Annotated in this window: 14 protein-coding genes; 7 read left to right on the forward strand and 7 right to left on the reverse strand. The window is 62.2% G+C overall.

Annotated features, from left to right (window positions below; all coding sequences use genetic code 11):
* Positions 1 to 106 precede the first annotated feature (106 nt).
* Complete coding sequence (locus PQQ52_RS17530; protein WP_408213668.1) at positions 107 to 1,030, reverse strand: recombination-associated protein RdgC; 924 nt, start codon at positions 1,028 to 1,030, stop codon at positions 107 to 109.
* A gap of 201 nt (positions 1,031 to 1,231) precedes the next feature.
* Between PQQ52_RS17530 and PQQ52_RS17535 the strand changes: the two genes are divergently transcribed.
* Positions 1,232 to 1,552: a hypothetical protein gene (locus PQQ52_RS17535; protein ID WP_408213671.1), complete on the forward strand. Its 321-nt coding sequence runs from the start codon at positions 1,232 to 1,234 to the stop codon at positions 1,550 to 1,552.
* A gap of 99 nt (positions 1,553 to 1,651) precedes the next feature.
* Here PQQ52_RS17535 and PQQ52_RS17540 read toward each other — a convergent pair whose 3' ends face one another.
* Positions 1,652 to 2,497: a glycosyltransferase family 2 protein gene (locus PQQ52_RS17540; RefSeq protein WP_408213674.1), complete on the reverse strand. Its 846-nt coding sequence runs from the start codon at positions 2,495 to 2,497 to the stop codon at positions 1,652 to 1,654.
* 483 nt (positions 2,498 to 2,980) lie between these two features.
* On the opposite strand from PQQ52_RS17540, the gene PQQ52_RS17545 reads away from it, so the two are divergent.
* Positions 2,981 to 4,279, forward strand: coding sequence for an O-antigen ligase family protein (locus PQQ52_RS17545; protein ID WP_408213676.1), 1,299 nt, complete (start codon positions 2,981 to 2,983; stop codon positions 4,277 to 4,279).
* Positions 4,280 to 4,354: 75 nt separating this feature from the next.
* On the opposite strand, the gene PQQ52_RS17550 is transcribed toward PQQ52_RS17545, so the two are convergent.
* Positions 4,355 to 5,434, reverse strand: coding sequence for a glycosyltransferase family 4 protein (locus tag PQQ52_RS17550; protein ID WP_408213678.1), 1,080 nt, complete (start codon positions 5,432 to 5,434; stop codon positions 4,355 to 4,357).
* Positions 5,435 to 5,766: 332 nt separating this feature from the next.
* Here PQQ52_RS17550 and PQQ52_RS17555 point away from each other — a divergent pair, with 332 nt between their 5' ends.
* Both PQQ52_RS17555 and PQQ52_RS17560 read left to right on the forward strand, forming a co-directional pair.
* Entirely contained in the window at positions 5,767 to 6,612 is an 846-nt protein-coding gene (locus PQQ52_RS17555; protein ID WP_408213681.1) for a glycosyltransferase family 2 protein, read from the forward strand.
* Positions 6,613 to 7,015: 403 nt separating this feature from the next.
* Positions 7,016 to 8,041, forward strand: a complete 1,026-nt coding sequence (locus PQQ52_RS17560; RefSeq protein ID WP_408213683.1) for a glycosyltransferase — start codon at positions 7,016 to 7,018, stop codon at positions 8,039 to 8,041.
* A 30-nt stretch (positions 8,042 to 8,071) separates the two neighbouring features.
* Here PQQ52_RS17560 and PQQ52_RS17565 read toward each other — a convergent pair whose 3' ends face one another.
* Both PQQ52_RS17565 and msbA read right to left on the reverse strand, forming a co-directional pair.
* A complete protein-coding gene (locus PQQ52_RS17565; RefSeq protein WP_408213685.1) occupies positions 8,072 to 8,293 on the reverse strand; it encodes a hypothetical protein in 222 nt (73 codons plus the stop codon).
* A 152-nt stretch (positions 8,294 to 8,445) separates the two neighbouring features.
* Positions 8,446 to 10,239 (reverse strand): lipid A export permease/ATP-binding protein MsbA, encoded by a 1,794-nt coding sequence (msbA, locus tag PQQ52_RS17570; RefSeq protein ID WP_408213688.1) that lies wholly within the window; start codon positions 10,237 to 10,239, stop codon positions 8,446 to 8,448.
* A gap of 186 nt (positions 10,240 to 10,425) precedes the next feature.
* Here msbA and PQQ52_RS17575 point away from each other — a divergent pair, with 186 nt between their 5' ends.
* Positions 10,426 to 11,187: a glycosyltransferase family 2 protein gene (locus PQQ52_RS17575; protein WP_408213690.1), complete on the forward strand. Its 762-nt coding sequence runs from the start codon at positions 10,426 to 10,428 to the stop codon at positions 11,185 to 11,187.
* Between the two features lie 36 nt (positions 11,188 to 11,223).
* Here the strand turns inward: PQQ52_RS17575 and dnaE are convergent, their stop codons facing one another.
* On the reverse strand, positions 11,224 to 14,802 hold the full coding sequence (gene dnaE, locus PQQ52_RS17580) for a DNA polymerase III subunit alpha (protein WP_408213693.1): 3,579 nt from the start codon (positions 14,800 to 14,802) through the stop codon (positions 11,224 to 11,226).
* Positions 14,803 to 15,280: 478 nt separating this feature from the next.
* Between dnaE and PQQ52_RS17585 the strand changes: the two genes are divergently transcribed.
* Together PQQ52_RS17585 and gluQRS are read left to right on the forward strand one after the other, a co-directional pair.
* Complete coding sequence (locus PQQ52_RS17585) at positions 15,281 to 16,144, forward strand: sulfurtransferase (protein WP_408213696.1); 864 nt, start codon at positions 15,281 to 15,283, stop codon at positions 16,142 to 16,144.
* Between the two features lie 239 nt (positions 16,145 to 16,383).
* Positions 16,384 to 17,277 (forward strand): tRNA glutamyl-Q(34) synthetase GluQRS, encoded by an 894-nt coding sequence (gene gluQRS, locus PQQ52_RS17590; protein WP_408213698.1) that lies wholly within the window; start codon positions 16,384 to 16,386, stop codon positions 17,275 to 17,277.
* 379 nt (positions 17,278 to 17,656) lie between these two features.
* Here gluQRS and PQQ52_RS17595 read toward each other — a convergent pair whose 3' ends face one another.
* Complete coding sequence (locus PQQ52_RS17595) at positions 17,657 to 19,144, reverse strand: DEAD/DEAH box helicase (RefSeq protein WP_408213700.1); 1,488 nt, start codon at positions 19,142 to 19,144, stop codon at positions 17,657 to 17,659.
* Positions 19,145 to 19,162: the final 18 nt, after the last annotated feature.

The following is a 19,162-nucleotide window of genomic DNA, read 5'->3' on the forward strand; positions in this document are numbered from 1 at the left end:
TCCTCCGTGATTGATGCACCTTTCTGGTCGTAATCTTAACCATATTCACGGCGCGAGGGCGGAGTGGTTGATATGGCGGGGTGGCCTGCAGCGGATAAGACGAGAATCAGGCCGCAGCGGCCTGCGTCATCGCCTCGCCGTGCTCGCCGCCCAACACGTCGAGCAGATCGCACAACATGCGGTCGAGTTCGGCGGTCATCAGCACGACGTCGGAGTCGAAGCGCTCGTCGTCGTTCTGCGCGGTGGGGTCGCTCGCTTCCTTGAGGACATCGAGCGGCGCGATGCGCTTGATCGTCAGCGAGGGCGTCAGCACGAACGACACGCGATCGTTCCACGTCATCGCGAGACGCATGCATTGCTTGCCCGCTTCGATATGACGGCGCATATCTTCGGCATCCAAAGTATGTCCGACGTAGCGCACCGTCGCGTTGCCTTCCGCCGGCGAGCGCAACTCGGTATCCTGGTCGAGCGTGAAGCCGGCGGGACCTTCACCGGAAAGCAGCCATTCGGTCATCGCCGCAACCGGCGATTGCGTGACGCGCACGGTGCCGAGCGGCAATTGATCGATCGACTTCACCAGCAGCCCGCGCACTTCGTCGGCGACCGCTTGCGAGCCCGCATCGATCACGAGCCAGCCGTTTTTGGTATCGATCCACACGCGCGTGTCGCGGCGGATGCTGAAGGCACGCGGCAGCAGTTCGTCGGTCACCTGCTCCTTGAGTTCGCGCATCTGTTTGCGGCCGGGTTTGAAGCCCTGCTGCTCTTCGAGTTCGAGCGCGCGAGCCTTGGTTACTTGCGTGACGACCGAAGGCGGCAGCAGTTTCTTTTCGGCGCGAAACACCAGCAGCATCTGGCCGTTGAGCGAATACACCAGCGAGTCGTTATCGCGTGGCGACGCCCAACCGTGGCTTTGCATTTCGACGCTGTTGCCGGGCGCGAACGCGTGCGGCGCGAGCCATTTCTCCATTTGTTCGGGGGTGACGGACCACGGAGCGGGAAGACGGTGCAACTGAAGGTTTTTGAACCACATGGGCGGGGTCTTGTACGGGCAAAGCGCGTCATTCTATATGACATGACGAAGATGGCGCGGCCTGGCGCATACTCGCACGCCTGGCACCGAAGCGATGCCATCGCCATGGTCATTTTCAGGTAAAACCCGAGTCTTTGAGCGCACTTGACGCTTAAATCACCTAGACTTTTCTAGAAGCGCACGACAAAGACGGAGGCGGCCATGGCCGAAGAAACCGCACCCTGGCAGATGGTGGAATACGAGGGTTTCGAAATTCACGTGGCGCCCTTCCCGAAAACCCCGCCCGACGAAACGAAGCCGTCAGCCGTACCGGATAACCGCTACACGTATGTCGGTTACGTGTGCCACCCGGGCGCCGATCCGGCCATCCCGGGGCATGCGGTGCCGTTCCATGCGGACGGCGAAGAAAGCTTCGTCGGCAAGGATGAGGCGCTCTACGAAGGGGTGCATGTGGGACGCAGCATCGTCGAAGGCACGCACCCGGATCTGACGGTGCTGCCGCTGGTGACGGGCGGCGTGTAACGGGCGCTCCGGCGCGTGCGAAGCCCTCCGTCAGGTTTCCGTCTCTACGCGTTGCGGCACACCGTGCACGTGCGCCCGGGGTGAACAGCCACGCTTAATTCAGCTGAACGCCCGCTTGATGCGCGACTTGAGCAGCGCGCGCCGCAGGCGGCCGGTCCGCTCGGGTTCGCTGACCGCCTGGCCGCCATCTACCGCCGTGCCGCGCCGCAGAAAATAACGGTCGAAGGTGGCTTGCGTCATGCCCCATTTGTTCAGGAACTGGCGGCGTCCATCGTTCTTGACGACCTTGCCGGTGCTCTTCTGCTGGAAGTGATAGACGAGACTGTCGCCGACGCCGAGAAACACCCGGCAACCGGCGTCCCACAGTTTCATCGAGAAGTCGTTGTCGCTGCTCATGCCGGGGCTCAACTCGCTGCTATAGCCGCCGACCTTGTACCACCAGTCGCGATGCACGAGCGTCGGCGGCCACGTGGCGCCGCGCCAGTCGGCGCGCACCAGTTTCGGCGTGGCGGCCACCAATTCCTCGGCGCGGAAATTTTCCACGTCGCGTCCGAAATTCTGCACGACGACGCATGGATTGCCGGAGTCGACCGGTTCGATCATCGTGCCGGACAGCATGAACAGATTGTCGGCCGGCATCTGGGCGAGGCGCTTGACGAGCGCGTCGTCCCAGCCGGGACAACAGTACATGTCGTCGTTCATGTAGACGATGTAAGCCTGCGTGGCGCGCGCCGCCGCGATATTGACCGCGTGACAGATGCCGATGTTGCCGGGCGACGCGGTGTGTTCGATACCCTCGTCGCGCACCCAGGCCAGAGTGCCGTCCGAGCCGTCGTTCACGTGCACGATGATCTGATGCGCATGCGTGGAATGACGCCGCAGGCTCTCGATCACGAGCTGCAGATAAGGCAGGTTGTTCCAGGTCGGGATGATGATTGAGAACATCGATTCGGTCCGTTGAGCTTGCCGTCGGCGCGAGCGCGGTTCAACTCCGCATTGGCAATCCGGCGTGCTGCAGTGCAATGCAATTTAAATGGCCGCCGCCCAGGCGACATCATCCGGGGGCGTCGGAGAATCGCAGGCAGCTTGGGTGCCCGCGGACGCCGCGGGAACCTGACACCGCACGCGCAGCCCAAACAGCCTCGCCCATAAGTTTCGCCGGGGATTGTACCGCCGCCGACTGCTCCTACGACAAATAGCACGGTTCGAAAGCCACGGCGGCCGTCTTTGCGCCCGGCTTTTCGTGCAAGGCGACACCGATTGCCGCACCGCGCCGAAGGGTGCCTTACCGTGTGCTTCAGCAAGCATTCTGCAAGGGAGCGCGCGGTTATAATCGCCATCGCTCTACCGTCTTAAAAAATGCACCCAAGGGTCCGGCCATAGCAACTCCACCACCGGAACGGTAGTGTTCTTACATATTGTTGCCCTATGATTTTTGCTCCCAGTCTGGTCTGGCTCAGCACAGCCCTGTTGTTTTTCGCGCCCGCGGTCAATCTCGTGTGGCGCGGCGGCACGGGCTATTGCTTCTTCGCGATTCTTGCCTTGGCGCTCGGCGCCGCCGCGGCCAACCGGCGCACGCCCGGCTATTTCTCTGGCCTGCGCACCTACCGGTGGTTCACCGTCGGCATGCTGGCTTTCGTCGTAGCAATCGCCGTCCAGCAAGCCCTGTTCGGTTACTGGTTGCCGCGCCAGTTCGACGCGTTGTCGCGCTTCGTGCTTGCCCTGCCGGTCTTTCTGCTGCTAAGGCAATTGCCATCCAGGCATCTGCGCGTGATTGGATGGGGTTGTGCCGCCGGTGCGCTGGCGGTAGGCATCTGGGCGCTCGTCGATCAACCCGCCGGCGGCTGGACGGATGCGAATCGTCTAAACAATTCCTATACGAATGCGATTCCGTTCGGCGACACCGCGTTGCTGCTCGGTTTTCTCTCGGTCTTCACTTTAGGCTGGGACAAGCCGCGTGACTGGCGCGTGCTAGGGCTTCGACTGCTGGCGCTGTTGGGCGGCGGCTACGCGTCGTATCTATCGGGCAGCCGCGGCGGCTGGCTGGCCGTACCCGTATTCGTCGTGCTGCTCGGCATGCAGTATCACTGGTACGCGCATAGGAAGCGTCTCCTGATAGCGACGCTGGCAATCGTGATCGGCGCGGGTGCGCTACTGTCGACCGAGCGGGTTCAGAAGCGCCTTAGCGAAGTGACGACCGACGTTTCGATGATGCATCAGGGCGAAGACTACACGTCGGTTGGCCTGCGCTTTCAGTTGTGGAGTGCGTCGCGCCTGATCTTTATGCATCATCCGGTGTACGGCGTCGGCAAGGGGCGTCTGGTAGACGAGCTGGGGCTCCTCGCCAAGCGTGGCGAAGTGAAGACCGAGATCGTCAACGAGCGCGCCCATAGCGACTTTTTCTCGACGCTTGCCGAGATGGGCGCAGTCGGCGTGATGTGCCTGTTGCTGTTCTACTTTGGCATCTCGGTGTACTTCTGGCGTCACAGGCTGTCGAGCGATCCGGCGATCCGCGCGGCGTCGTATGCGGGTCTGGCGGTCGCCACCAGCACGGTGATCTTCGGACTGACTATCGACGTCCTCGTGCCAATCATGGTTACGGTGCTGCTCGCGCTGCTAGTCGCTACGTTTTTGGCGGTGATCGATGCGCGCAAACGCGAATTGGCCGCGGCGCAGCCGGCAGGGTCACGCGACGCCCAGCAAAACGCTACCGGCATCAAGGCTTGAATTCGAGCACGGCGAAGGGCTGACTTCGCGCCGCTTCAACAGCCGCGCCGGCATCCGCCGCGCGACGCGACAAGTTCAGCGCGTGAAGAGTTCGTAGAGCGCGGCGACGTGAGCATCAACGCTCGGGTCGTAGATCAGGCTGCGCAGCGGCTCGGCGATGCGGGCGTCGCCGCCCTGCACACGCTCCACCGCGGCTTGAATAGCGCACTCGAAACTCCCCGGCGACTGCCGCGAAAACTCGATCTTCGCTGCACCGGTGACAGTCTCCGCCGATCCGACGTTGTCGGCGATCACAAGCGGCGTGCCGCACATCACCGACTCGACTCCCACCAGACCGAACGGCTCGTACGCCGACGCCACCACGGTGAAATCGGCTGCGGCAAACAATTTTTCGATTTCTTTGCAGTACCCCACATAGCGAATCGTGTCACTGGTTGTCGGCACCGGCCGGCCGGCCACCACCAGGCAAACCGGCAGCGTGGTCTGTGCAAAAAACGCTTCCAGCAAGGGATAACCTTTGCGTTCGTGACTGGTCGACGAAAACACGAAGATCACCCGGTCTTCGGGCAGATCGAACTGCCGGCGCACCGCCGCACGCTCTGCATCGTTCAGTGGCTGGAAGCGCGCTGTGTCCACCGGCGGATAGAGCACGTCGATACGGTCGGCCGGCACGCCGTAAAAGCGTTGCAACTCGCGGCTCATCAATTGCGAATGCGCGACGATCGAACGCGCCTGCGAATAGACGCGCCGCTCCATGTCGATCTGCCATTCGTCGCTGCGGCGCGCGGCGCGGCCGGCGGCCTCGAGCGAACCCGGGTGCGTGCCGCCGCACAACGCGACATCGGCATGCGTGGAGTGATTGATCGAGAAGACACACGCCGGACGGTGCCGCTTCAGCCGTTGCTTGAGACGCCAGTCGAATGCGAGATTGCGAAGCTTGCGCGGCGCCCAACGGACATTGAGCGGTTGCGCGTCGATCCATGCCGCCTCAGGCAGCGCGCGGTCGATCTCGCGGGCAAACAGCGTCGGACGCAGACCCAGTCGATGCAAACCGGCAATCACATCACGCGTGTAGCGTTCGGCGCCGCCGCTGTTTTTCAGCGCCTGGGCGGTCAGGGCGATGTCGGTGACAGGACGCCGGGTCGGGTCGGACAAGGATCGGTTCTCTGCGAAGCGCCCGCGCGGCGGGGGACCGGGCGGTCTGGTTTTCGGGACAGCGGCAATTGTAAAGGATGGCCTAGGGGGCACTACATATCGCGGCCCCCCGTCACCGATTAGAATCTAGCCGAACCGCATCCCACCCTATTCCATGACCTGTCGGTTGCCACAGAAAGTGAAAACCGTGCCAGGCAAGTTAAAAATTGCTGCCACAGATAGTGAAAAGGTCCGGCCGCTCCTAAAAAACAGACGCCTGACAGGAATGGGCTAGAATTTCTCAGTCGTTAGGAAGCTGTTGGAAAGCGGCAAATATCCATTAAAAACCGGCCATGTCGAAAGTCTCCATCGTTGTGCCTTGCTTCAACCAGGAAGAATTCATCGCAGAAGCCCTCGAATCTGTCTTGCGCCAATCCTATAGCGACTGGGAATGCATCGTCGTGAATGACGGGTCTACCGACGGCTCGGAGGCCATCATCGAGCGGTACGCAAAGAAGGAGCGCAGGTTCCGCGCCTTCACCAAGGAAAACGGCGGAGTCGCGGCAGCACGAAACTTCGGCTTCGCGCAGGCAAGCGGCGCGCTTTTCGTGCCGCTCGATGGCGACGACAAGCTGCACCCTGATTTTCTGCGGCGCGCCGTTGGGTGTTTCACGGCGCATCCGGATACCGATCTTGTCCACACCAAGACGAAGCGCTTTGGCGAAAGCCGCAAGGTGTGGCGTTTGCCTGAATACAGCTATGAAAAGCTGCTTTGGCAAAACATGATTGTCAATACAGCCATGTACCGGCGCGAAGCGTTTCTGCGCGCGGGCGGCTATTCGCCGGAAATGGTCTATGGCTTTGAGGACTGGGAATTTTACGTGCGCCTCTTGAGCCCGCAATCCAAGGTTCGCTATATCGATGCCCCGCTGTACCTCTACCGCATCAAGAACAGCTCACGATCAACCGAACTGGTTCAGTTGGGCAAGGTCGAGGAGTCGCATCGCCTCATCTACGAGCGCAACCGTCCGATCTATGAGCAGTACGCCGCGAATCCGATCAGTGTTTTCGGGCAACGCATGAAAGACTTCGCGCCGTCTTACACGGCGCGTTACAAGCGACAGGCCCGCTATGTTCACGCGGCGTACTGGGTCGTGATTGTGAGTCTGCTTGGGCTCGGCATTCTGCTCGTGCGGTAGTCAGAATAGCTTGACCTACACGGGCACGGGTGCGATGGCTGCTGCTGCGACGGCTTGCTTCGTCGCGCCGCTGGTAGTGTTACCTGCAGTGGGATATTGGGTTCGACGCAGCTGAACAATTTAGTTTGTCCGCGATCTTGGTGGCGATGTCGAACGCCTCTTACTGCGCAATCCCGGACGAATGAAAACGGCGAGCGAGCCATCGCGGGCAGCGTATTGCGGGCTCGCTGCATCGATTTACCCTCGTCGACGGCGCCCTCACCCCCCACGAATTTTCGCGTTCCACGGCATGACTGGCGAGCCTTTTCACTTTTCGCGTCACGCTGGCCGGGCGACGGTAACAGTGTTGGTGAAAAAATCCCTTTAGATCAACCACCTTTTTTCAAGACTTATGGCATGCGACATGACCGATAGCCCGTCGACAAACCTTGCCTCCGTAGCGTCGGACACTGACCGCCCGCTGGTATCGGTCCTGCTGATCGCCTACAACCAGGAAAAGCAGATCGCCGACGCCGTGCGCAGCGCGCTCGCACAAACCTATACGCCGCTCGAAATCATCATCTCGGACGACGCCTCCAGTGACGCCACCTTCGCCGCAATCGAAGCCGCGATCGCCGGCTACAGCGGACCGCACAAAGTGATCCGGCGCCGCAACGCGGCCAACCAGGGCATTAGCGCGCATCTGTCGCAACTCGCGCAAATGGCTCAGGGGGAACTGCTTTTCGTTGCCGCAGGCGACGACATGTCTGCGCCAAACCGCTGTGAGCGGGTGGTCGACTTCTGGCTCGCACGCGATCGCCGTCCCGACCTGATCGCAACCGATCTCGCGGACATGGATGAAGCCGGCAACGTCCACGAACGGATGACACCGACCGAGCTCGACACCTATCGCAGTTTCGACGACTGGCTCGCCGGCCGCCCCTGGCTCATCGGCGCCGCGCACACATGGTCGCGACGGCTGTTCGAGCGCTTCGGACCCATGCTGCCTGGCGCCGCCGCGGAAGATCAGATCATGGTGCTGCGCGCGATCCTGTCCGGCGGGGCCGCGAGTCTGCGCGAGCCGCTGGTGCGCTACCGGCGCGGCGGACTGTCGCGCAAACGCCGTTACGGATCGGTGGATGAGTTGATTGCGCGAATGCGCCAAAGTAATCGCTATGGGCTCGCAGAACTCGCGCAATTGCAGCGCGACGCTGAGATCGGGGGTGTGAGCGAACGTATGCGCGCGGCGATGGCGCCCAAGCTCGCGCGCGAACAATTCATTCACGCGATGTTCGAAGCCGGTGGGCTCGGAGAGCGTATCGGGCTGCTCACACGCAGTCCCGAAGTGAAGCTCGGGCTGCGCATCCGCATGTTTCTGTACGCGACATGTCCGGCCGTCTACGCGCCCGGAATCTGGCTCAAGCGAATCGTGCGGAAAAACGGGCGATGAAACGCCTGGCCACCCGCCGCGCTTGACCCACTACGACACACTACGACGCCGGCGCAGCCGACGGCCGAATGGTTGCTGCGCCTCGACGCCGAAGCTCAGCAGACTCTTGCGCAAGCGCCGCATCATCTTCATCGCGCGCAGGAAGGTCTCACCGGCGTGGCTGAACATCACGAATTCGAGCGCGCCGCGCCAGTTTTCGATGGCGCGCGAAACATGCTGGGATTGTCTGCCGGCAGGCGCCTGTCGGGACACTGCCCGGCCGGCCGCGTCGATGTGTGTGGAATTTGGCCAAATCGGGCCGGCTTTGGCTCAATGTGTCCAAATCCGGCCCGATCAGCCCGAATCAGGGCTGGATCAAACCGGATTCTGGCAAATCAAGGCGAGTCAGCCCGAATCAGGCCTGATCAGGCTGCGTCCTGCTGGAACTGGATGCGGTGCAGATGCGCGTATAGCCCGTCTTGCGTCAACAACTCGCGATGGCTGCCGCGCTCGACGATACGCCCCCCTTCCATCACCAGAATCCGGTCGGCGCGTTCAATGGTCGACAAACGGTGCGCGATCACAAGGGTGGTACGCCCCTTCATCAACGTTTCCAGCGCCGCCTGCACATGGCGTTCGGATTCGGAGTCCAGCGCCGAAGTGGCTTCGTCGAGGATCAGGATCGGCGCGTCCTTGTAGATCGCGCGCGCGATCGCCAGGCGCTGCCGTTGACCGCCTGAGAGCATCATGCCGTTGTCGCCGACCAGCGTCTCGATGCCATTGGGCATCGCCTCGACGGTGTCCCACAGGTTGGCCGCGCGCAGCGCCGCCGTGACCTTGGCCGGATCGGCCACCTGGCCATAGGCGACGTTGTTGGCCACTGTATCGTTGAACAGCACCACGTCCTGGCTCACCATCGCGATCTGGCTGCGCAGGGCGTGCAAGTCATATTCCGGCAGTGCAACGCCGTCCACCAGAATCGCGCCGCCGGTCGGATCGAAAAAGCGCGGCAACAGATTCACCAGCGTGGTCTTGCCGCTGCCCGATGGGCCTGCGAGCGCGACCATTTCGCCCGGCGCCACCTTGAACGACACGCGGTCGAGTGTGTGGCGGTTATGCGTAACGTTGCTGCCGTACATGAACGACACGTCGCGGAACTCCACTTCGCCCTGGGCGCGATCGAGCGGCTTGCCGCCGCCCTCCGGTTCAGACGGCTCGTCGATCAGACCAAAAATCAACTCGCACGCCGTCATGCCGCGCTGCAGCGGCTGGTTCACGTCCATGAGATGCTTCAGCGGCGAGATGATCAGCAGCATCGACGTGACGAACGCCACAAAGCCGCCGACGGTGGTTTGATCCGACGACGACTGCATGACCGCGATCGTAATCACCACGGCGAGCGCGATCGACGCGAGGAACTGCGTCAACGGTTGCGCGAGGCCGCCGGAAACCGTCATACGCATGGCGTAGCCGCGCAGACGCTTGCTCATCGCCGTGAAGCGGTCCGTCTCGTACTGCTCGCCGTTGTGTACCTTGACGACCTTGTAGCCGCCCACCGTCTCTTCGACGATGTACGACAGTTCGTTGGTCAGCAGTTGATGCTCGCGGTTCAGGCGCCGCAAACGGCGATTGATCTTGCCCACCAGCCAGCCGATCCCCGGCAGCAGCACCGCGACGATCAGCGTCAGACGCCAGTTCAGATAGAACAGATAGCCGAGCAGGAAGACGACTGTCAGCGAATCACGAACCAGCGTGACCATCACGCTCAACAGCACGTTGAGAATCTGGTTCACCTCGAAGACGATCGCATTGATCACCGTGCTCGCGGTTTCGCGCTGGAAGAACGCCACGCTCGTGTGGATCATGCGATCGAACATCTTCAGGCGCAGTTCGAGCAAAATCTTGTTCGACACGTACGCGAGCAGGTAGCCGGACGCGTATTGCGACACGCCGCGCACCAGCGCAAGGCCAATAACCGCGATCGGCACGAACCACTTGGCGTTGTCGCTGGCATGCGCGCCGAAACCCTTGTCCAGCAACGGTTTGAGCAACGCGGGGATCGCCGCGTCGGTGCCGGCGCTCACCGCCATTGCGACGATCGCGCCAATCACCACCCACAGCAGCGGCTTGATATATGGCCACAAGCGTCGAAAGACGACGGTAGGCGACGACGCCTCACCTGAACCCATGGGTTTGCTTAACGTTGGCTTCGCGCTCAAGGAATCCTCTGAGAATGCGGGACAGCATCCGCGCAGGGGCGGAATGCCCGACGCGCGGAATATCAAAAAACAGCATTGTAAACGGTTGAGGATGGTGGCCGCCGGTTATGGATCGGGCGGATCGGACGGCGCTGTGTATACTTGCGCGACCCATTCCGTCATCCGGCCCCTCCACGCAATTCAGGTATGCAAGAAACCACCCTCGGCGTCGCCATCATCACCAAAAACGCGGCGGAGCGTCTGGCCGAATGCCTGCAGGCCGTGGCCTTCGCCGATCAGATCGTCGTGATCGACGGCGGCAGCACCGACGGCACCGCTGATATTGCCCGGGCACACGGCGCGCGCGTGCTCGAGCAAACCGACTGGCCGGGCTTCGGCCCGCAAAAAAACCGTGCCGTGGACGCGCTCAGCACAAGCTGGATTCTCTCGATCGACGCCGACGAGATCGTCTCGCCGGAACTGGCCGCGGCGATCCGCGCAGCACTGGCCGCTCCCACCGCGGATGTATACGCGGTGGACAGACTATCGAGCTTCTGCGGTCACTGGATTCATCACAGCGGCTGGTACCCGGACTGGATTCCGCGCCTGTTCAAACGTGGTGCCGCGCGTTTCTCCGACGACCTCGTGCACGAGCGCCTGGTGTTCGACGCGCCGTCGCAGCGCCTGACCGGCAAGCTGATGCACTACTCCTACGAGGACTTCGAAGGCGTATTGCGCAAGCTCGACGCGTATTCAACAGCGGGTGCGCAGCAACGTCATGCGGCTGGCAAGCGCGGCAGCTTCGGCAAGGCGTTCGGGCGTGGCGCCTGGGCCTTCGTGCGGACCTACGTGCTGCGGCGTGGATTTCTCGATGGCCGCGCGGGCTTCATGATCGCGGTATTCAACGCGGAAACGGTGTACTACCGGTTTTTGAAGCTGGCACGGCTGGGAGAGAACACGCGGCGGTAGCGGGTTTGCCCACGCAACGCGCGGGCAAACCAGACCTCAATAGACGATTTCGATCGAGCTTCCGGCAAACTCGCCGCGCAATGCCGCGAGCAGTTCGTCAGTCGGCTTCACGCGCCACGCGTCGCCCAGACGCATTTCACCTTGCGCGTTTTCGCTGCGATAAACCACCTGCACCGCGAGGCCGTTCGGAATCTGCACCGGCTGACGCTGGCCCCCGCCGCCATAACCGCCGCCGTTGCGGCCACCACCGCCGCCTCCATTGCCACCACGGGATGACGCCACCGGCGCCGGCGCAGCTTGCGGCTCGTCCTTCCCCGCGCTATGCGCTTCGAGCACGCGCCGCAACGCCAAGGGGTCCGCATTGCCGTTCATCTGCACCTTCACGGCTTCCGCATAACGACAGCGCGCGCGGCCGAGATCCATCACCGTATCCACCGTGAAGCGGATGCCGCCCGTGAACGCATCGTTACGCGCCTGACCCTGCACCACCAGCAGTTCGTCTTCCTTGAACAGTTGCTTGTGCGCTTCAAAGGTCTCGTTGAAGACGGTCACTTCGCATTGGCCGGTGCCGTCGTCGAGCAGCGCGATCAGCATCTTGCCGCGCTGGGTCATCTGCGTGCGCAGCGACGCGATCACGCCCGCGACCAGCTTGTCGCGCCCTTCCTTCAGTTCGCCGATCTTCTGGCGCACGAAGCGGCGCACTTCGTTCTTATAGGCGTCGAACAGATGGCCCGACAGGTAGAAACCAAGCGCGGCTTTCTCTTCCTGCAGCTTCTTCTTTTCCGGCCATTCCGGCTCGTCGACCAGTTCGTGACCTTGCGACGGCGCGTCGCCCATGTCGAACAGTCCCGCCTGCATCGCATTAGCGCTTGCCTGCTCGGCGGCTTCCATCGCCAGCGAGACCGAGGCAATCAACTGCGCCCGATTCGCGTGCAATGTGTCGAACGCACCGGCACGGATCAACGCTTCCACCGTGCGGCGATTGACGATCCGGCGATCGACCCGGTTGCAGAAGTCGAAGATGTCGATGAACGGACCTTCTTCGCGTGCGCGCAGGATTTCTTCGATCGCGTTCTGACCGCTGCCCTTGATCGCACCAAGGCCGTAGCGAATCGTCTTGGAACGCTTGCCGTCCGCCTCCGCGACCGGCTCGAAACGGTACGCCGACAGATTGACGTCCGGCGGCAACACGGCCATCTTGTTCGTGAGACAGTCCTCGAACAGGATTTTGACCTTGTCCGTGTCGTCCATGGCGAGCGACATATTCGCCGCCATGAATTCGGCTGGATGATGTGCCTTCAGCCATGCGGTGTAGTACGCAAGCAGTGCATACGCCGCCGCGTGCGACTTGTTGAAGCCGTAGCCCGCGAACTTCTCCATCAAGTCGAAGATTTCGTCTGCTTTGTCGCCGGTCAGCCCGTTCTTCGCGGCGCCCTGGCGGAACAATTCGCGGTGCTCGGCCATTTCCTCGGCCTTCTTCTTACCCATCGCGCGGCGCAGCAAGTCGGCGCCGCCGAGCGAGTAGCCGCCGATGATCTGCGCCATCTGCATCACCTGCTCCTGGTAGACCATGATGCCGTAGGTCTCTTTCAGAACAGATTCGACGCGCGGATCCGGATACTCCACCACTTCGCGGCCGTGCTTACGTGCACAGAAGCTGGGGATCAGGTCCATCGGGCCCGGACGGTACAACGCGACCAGCGCGATGATGTCCTCGAAGCGGTCAGGCTGCGCGTCTTTCAGCATGCCTTGCATGCCGCGGCTTTCCAGCTGGAACACAGCAACCGTGTTCGCTTTCTTCAGGATCGAGAACGACGCCGCGTCGTCGAGCGGCACCTGCGTGAGCGACCAGTCTTTCTTCGACGGATCGAGACGGCGAATATAGCGCTCGGCCCAATCCAGAATCGTCAGCGTGGTGAGGCCCAAAAAGTCGAACTTCACGAGGCCGACGGCTTCGACGTCGTCTTTGTCGTACTGGCTCACCACGCCGCTTTCGTCGCCCTGCGTATAGAGCGGGCAGAAATCGGTCAGCTTGCCGGGCGCGATGAGCACGCCACCGGCGTGCATACCGACGTTACGCGTCAGGCCCTCGACCCGCTGCGCGAGTTCGATCAACTGGTGCACTTCGTCTTCGTTGTCGAAGCGCTCCTGCAGGAGTGGCTCTTCCTTCATCGCGTCGGCGATGGTGACGTGCTTGCCTGGCTTGAACGGAATCAGCTTGGCGATGCCATCAGTGAACATGTAGCCGAGATCGAGCACGCGGCCAATGTCGCGCACCGCTGCTTTCGCCGCCATCGTGCCGAAGGTGGCGATCTGCGACACGGCGTCCGCGCCGTACTTCTCCTTCACGTACTGAATCACACGGTCGCGGCCGTGCTGGCAGAAGTCGATGTCGAAGTCGGGCATCGACACGCGTTCCGGATTCAGGAAACGTTCGAACAGCAGGTTGTAGCGCAGCGGATCGAGGTCGGTCACGCCGAGCGCATACGCCACCAGCGAACCTGCACCCGAACCCCGGCCTGGACCGACTGGCACACCGTTGTTCTTGGCCCAGTTGATAAAGTCCGCAACGATCAGGAAGTAACCGGGGAAGCCCATCTTGATGATCGTGCCGCACTCGAATTCGAGGCGCTGGTAATACGTTTCGCGCTGCGCCTCGCGCTCGGTCTCAACCGGATACAGCTGTTCGAGCCGCTTTTCGAGGCCCTCTTTCGACAATTGCACGAGGTAGTCGTCGAGCGACATGCCGTCGGGCGTCGGGAAGAGCGGCAGCTTCGGCTTGCCGAGTTCGAGCGTCAGATTGCAACGCTTGGCGATTTCGACACTATTGGCGAGCGCCGACGGAATATCCGCGAACAGCCCGACCATCTCTTCCTGCGTGCGGAAATACTGCTCCGACGTAAAGCGCTTGGAGCGGCGCGGGTTCGCCAGGATGTCGCCTTCGGAAATACACACGCGCGCTTCGTGCGCGGTGAAATCGTCCGGCGTCATGAACTGCATGGGATGGGTGGCCACCACCGGCAATTTCAGCGACGCCGCGAGCGCAACCGCCTGCTGCACGTACTGCTCACCGCCCGGCTGACCACACCGTTGCAGTTCGACATAGAAGCCACCGGGGAAAACCTTTGCCCAATGCAATGCATTGCGTTTGGCCGCTTCTTCGTTGCCGGCCGCGAGCGCGAGGCCAATATCGCCGTGCTGCGCACCCGACAACGCGAGCAGGCCTTCACCCAGACCGGATTCGAGCCACCCGGCTTCGACTTCGGCGCGACCGCGATACTGGTTGGTGAGCGATGCCTTGCTGAGCAGCTCGCACAGATTCAGATAGCCGCGCCGATTTTTGACCAGCAACAGCAAACGCGAGGGCTTCTCGCGGTCGTCCGGATTGGTGATCCAGACGTCGCAGCCGGCAATGGGTTTGACCCCTTTGCCGCGGGCTTCCTTGTAGAAACGGACGAGGCCGAACGCGTTGCCGAGATCGGTAAGGGCGAGCGCACCTTGACCGTCTTTGGCAGCGGCCTTGACGACGTCGTCAAGACGCACGATGCCATCGGCAATCGAGAATTCGGAGTGAACGCGGAGATGAACAAAGCGGGGATCTGACATGGGCGACATTGTAACTCCACCCTTCCGGAGTTTTCAGGCCAAAACGGCGCATTAGCCGTTCGGCTTAGGGCGCAGACGGGAGAGCGCCATACACCGGCGTTGTGCGGGCAGCGGACGGTTCCGGCGACAGCGCATGGGCGATGCGCCATGCGCGTTCGAACGGGCCAGCTGGGACAATTTCGGCCGCATTTCACGCGCAGGAAGGTGCGGCCCGGCGCAAGTGCACAGACAAGCGCGCGGTCAAGCGCGCGGTCAAGCGCGCGGTCAAGCGCGCGGTCAAGCGCGCGGTCAAGCGCTTGCAAGTTTGAGAGCGATTTGCGCTGCCGCAATAGGCCGGCCATTCGGCCGAGTCGGCCAAAGCGCCAGCTTGAGGGATAATACGGGTTTCGCCTATTCGACGTGGCCGCGCCGCATGGAGTCTGAATGCGGGCGTGTCAATGCGCCCCCGTTTTCCGCGCCGCCGGGCATTTCTTACCGCTGGACACACATGAGTATCGTCAATCTCGCCGCGTACCATTTCGCGACTATCGAAGACACCGCCGCATGGCGCCCGCTCGTCACCGAGCGCTGCAGTACGCTCGGCTTACGCGGGACTGTCCTGCTGGCGCCGGAAGGCATCAACCTGTTCGTCGCGGGCACGCGCGAAGCCACGGACGCGTTCATCGACTACATCCGTCACGACGCGCTGTTCGAGGGCAAGTTCGCCAATCTGCAATTCAAGGAAAGCCTGTCGGACAAGCAGCCGTTCACCCGGATGCTGGTCAAGCTCAAGCGCGAAATCATTACGATGAAAAAGCCGGCGATCCGGCCGGAGCTAGGCCGCGCGCCATTCGTCGACGCCCCGACACTGAAAAGCTGGCTCGACCGCGGCCATGACGACGAAGGCCGCCCCGTCGTGATGCTCGACACACGCAACGCGTTCGAAGTGGACGTCGGCACCTTTGACGAGGCGCTCGACTACCGCATTACGAAATTCAGCGAATTTCCGGAAGTGATCGAGCAGAACCGCGCCGATCTGGAAGGCAAGACCGTGGTGTCGTTCTGCACGGGTGGGATTCGCTGCGAGAAGGCGGCAATCCATATGAAGGAAGTCGGCATCGAGAACGTGTACCAGCTCGAAGGCGGTATCCTGAAGTATTTCGAGGAAGTCGGCGGCGCGCACTATCACGGCGACTGCTTCGTGTTCGACTACCGTACCGCGCTCAATCCGCAACTGGAGCCGACCGCGACCGTGCAATGCTTCGGCTGCCGAGCGGTGGTGCCGCCGGAAGCGCAGCAATCGCCGATGTACGTGGCAGGCAAGACGTGTCCGGAATGTCATCCGGACAGCAAGGCGGCACACGCGGCGTGATAGACGCAAGCGCCTTCGCGCGATCGCGGCGAGGCACGCTGGGCGCACTCGGCGCGTCACACGCCCCGGCTATCGCAAACGCGAAGAACGCGGCCGGGTGCGCGGCGACCGCCCGCGCCGCAGCGCCGTATTTAGCGGCGACATGGGCGTCGAGCGAGACCGCGCCATACGAGGTCGCTCGCATGCACCGCGCAGGCAGACAAAACCCCCAGTTTTTCCCGCACTAATCCATCCGACCCATGACCTATCGCGGACGCTTCGCGCCGTCGCCGACCGGGCCCCTGCATTTCGGCTCGCTGGTAAGCGCGCTCGCGAGCTGGCTGGACGCGCGCGCGCATGGTGGCGCATGGCTTGTGCGCATCGAAGACATCGACGGACCACGCACCGTCCCTGGCGCGGCCGAGGAGATTCGGTCGACTCTCGAGCGTTTTGGCATGCACGCTGACGAACCGCCCCTCTGGCAAAGCCATCGTATTGCGCGCTATCAGGAAGCGCTTGAGCAATTGAAGGCTGCCGGCCTGGTCTATCCCTGCGGCTGCACGCGCAAGGAGATTGCCGACTCGCTGCTGTATGCGCACGCGCGCAACACCACGCTCGCCTACCCCGGCACCTGCCGTAACGGGTTGCACGGCAAACCAGCGCGCGCATGGCGCCTGCGCGTACCCGACGGCGATGCGGCGGTAATTACATTCGAAGACCGCTGGCAGGGCAAACAGACGCAGAACCTGGCCACCGAGGTCGGCGACTTCGTCCTGAGACGCGCCGACGACCAGTGGGCGTACCAACTGGCGGTGGTAATCGACGATGCGGACGCGGACATCACGCACATCGTGCGAGGCGCGGACTTGATGGATTCAACGGCCAGGCAGATCTACCTGCAACGTTGCCTGGGCGTACCGACGCCGGCGTATTTGCACGTACCGGTGGTCACGAACGATCAGGGCGAAAAGCTCAGCAAGCAGAACGGCGCGACTGCGCTCGACAATGACAAGCCGCTGGAAGCGCTAAACGCCGCGGCACGGCACCTGGAACTTGAGATGGGCAACAACGAACACGCGACGCTAGAGGGCTTCTATGCTGCTGCAACAGCGGCGTGGGCAAAGCGCATGAGTGTGCGAGTTCAACCCAACTAGCGCCCAAAGCGCAGAAAACAACCGAAACAAGTCGACACCCGCAGGGCGCCAGCGAAAAGCAGAGCGAGCGGAGAGAGTGCGATGGGTTTGGAGAAGCACCGTTACGGCGCGCGCAGCGCCGCCGGAAGAATGACAGCTTTGTCACCGAGGCGAAATGTGCGAGAGCACCGATTCCAGATGCACCACTACCGCAACTGCGCGAGGGACCCGCTTTCGAATTAGCGGTGTGAAGCCGCTTTCTTTGCTTATCTTTCTTTGCGGCGGCAAAGAAAGTAAGTGCCGCCCCGCACAGGGGCAAACGCTAATAGACCACTAAGAAAAGAAAAGGCCAACCCCACAGGCACACAACCAAAAACCAAAAGAACGAAAAACCAAAAAATCAAGAAGACGAAGGCGCCTTCCTGGGCATCCCAAACCCACCCAGCAACGCTGCCAGCGGCTGCTTGGAAGCCGACTTCTGCGGAGCAGCAGCAGACGAGGCAGCCGCCTCCTCCCCCTTCCGAACAGAAGCCGCCGACGGCTCATAAGGCTTGAGGAAGAAATCATCCACAGGCTGCGCGCGATGATGATGCGGCCGATCGAACGAACCCGAAGACGAAGCCCCCGGACGCCGGCGACCGCCCCGCTCTTCACGGCCCTCTGCACGCCCGTCAACGCGCTCACGCCGCGGCGCACGCTCTTCATGGTGATGCCGCACCGGCGTATCCACGGTCAAGTGTTGCACTTCCAAAGGCCGCTTGATCAGCTTCTCGATATCCGCAAGCTGCTTACGCTCATTCGGGCTGCACAACGACAAAGCATCACCCGACGCGCCAGCGCGCCCGGTACGCCCGATCCGGTGCACATAGTCTTCCGCACTGAACGGGAGATCGAAGTTGATCACGGCGGGCAGTTCGGCGATATCCAGACCACGTGCAGCGACGTCAGTCGCCACCAAAGCCTCGATCTCGCCACGCTTGAATGCATCCAGAGCCTGCATCCGCTCATTCTGCGTCCGGTCGCCGTGAATCGCGGTTGCGATCACGCCGTCACGCTCCAGGCTCCGCGCCAGACGGCTTGCGCCGATCTTGCTGTTACAGAACACGATGACCTGCTTGAGGCCGCGGTCACGAATCAGCTTAACGACGGCGCCGGTCTTGTCACCCTCGGCGACTTCATAAACGATCTGCGTCACATTGGTCGCAGTCGAATTGCTGCGCGCGACTTCGATCGTCTGCGGATCACGCAGATACGTGGCCGCAAGTTTCTTGATTTCGCCCGAGAACGTGGCAGAAAACAGCAGCGTCTGACGTTCCTTCGGCAGCAGGTTCAGGATGCGCTGCAAATCCGGCAGGAAGCCCATGTCGAGCATCCGGTCGGCTTCGTCGAGCACGAGGATCTGCACCTGGCCGAGATTAGCGGTTTTCTGTTGCACGTGATCGAGCAGACGGCCCGGCGTGGCGATCAGAATTTCGACGCCGCGGCGCAGTTGCTCGGACTGCGGATTCATGTCGACGCCGCCAAACACCACGGCGCTACGCAGCGCCGTGTGCTTCGCGTACGACTGCACGTTCGCGGCCACCTGGTCGGCCAGTTCGCGGGTCGGCGTGAGGATCAGCGCGCGCACCGGATGGCGGGCGGGCGATGCGCTCGTGCTGGCCTGCGGCAGCAAGCGCTGGATGATCGGCAGCGAAAAGCTCGCGGTCTTGCCCGTCCCGGTTTGCGCGGCCCCCATCATGTCGCGGCCCGCCAGCACGACAGGAATCGCCTGCTCCTGGATCGGCGTAGGGATGGTGTAGCCCGATTCTTTGACGGCTTTCAGGATGTCGGGCGCGAGGCCGAATTGATCAAAAGTCGCAGTACTGGGCGTGACGGCTGTGTCGGACATGGTGGCTTTCGCTAAAAA

Origin of the sequence: Paraburkholderia sediminicola, assembly GCF_046030555.1 — a bacterium.
Classification (GTDB): domain Bacteria; phylum Pseudomonadota; class Gammaproteobacteria; order Burkholderiales; family Burkholderiaceae; genus Paraburkholderia; species Paraburkholderia sediminicola_E.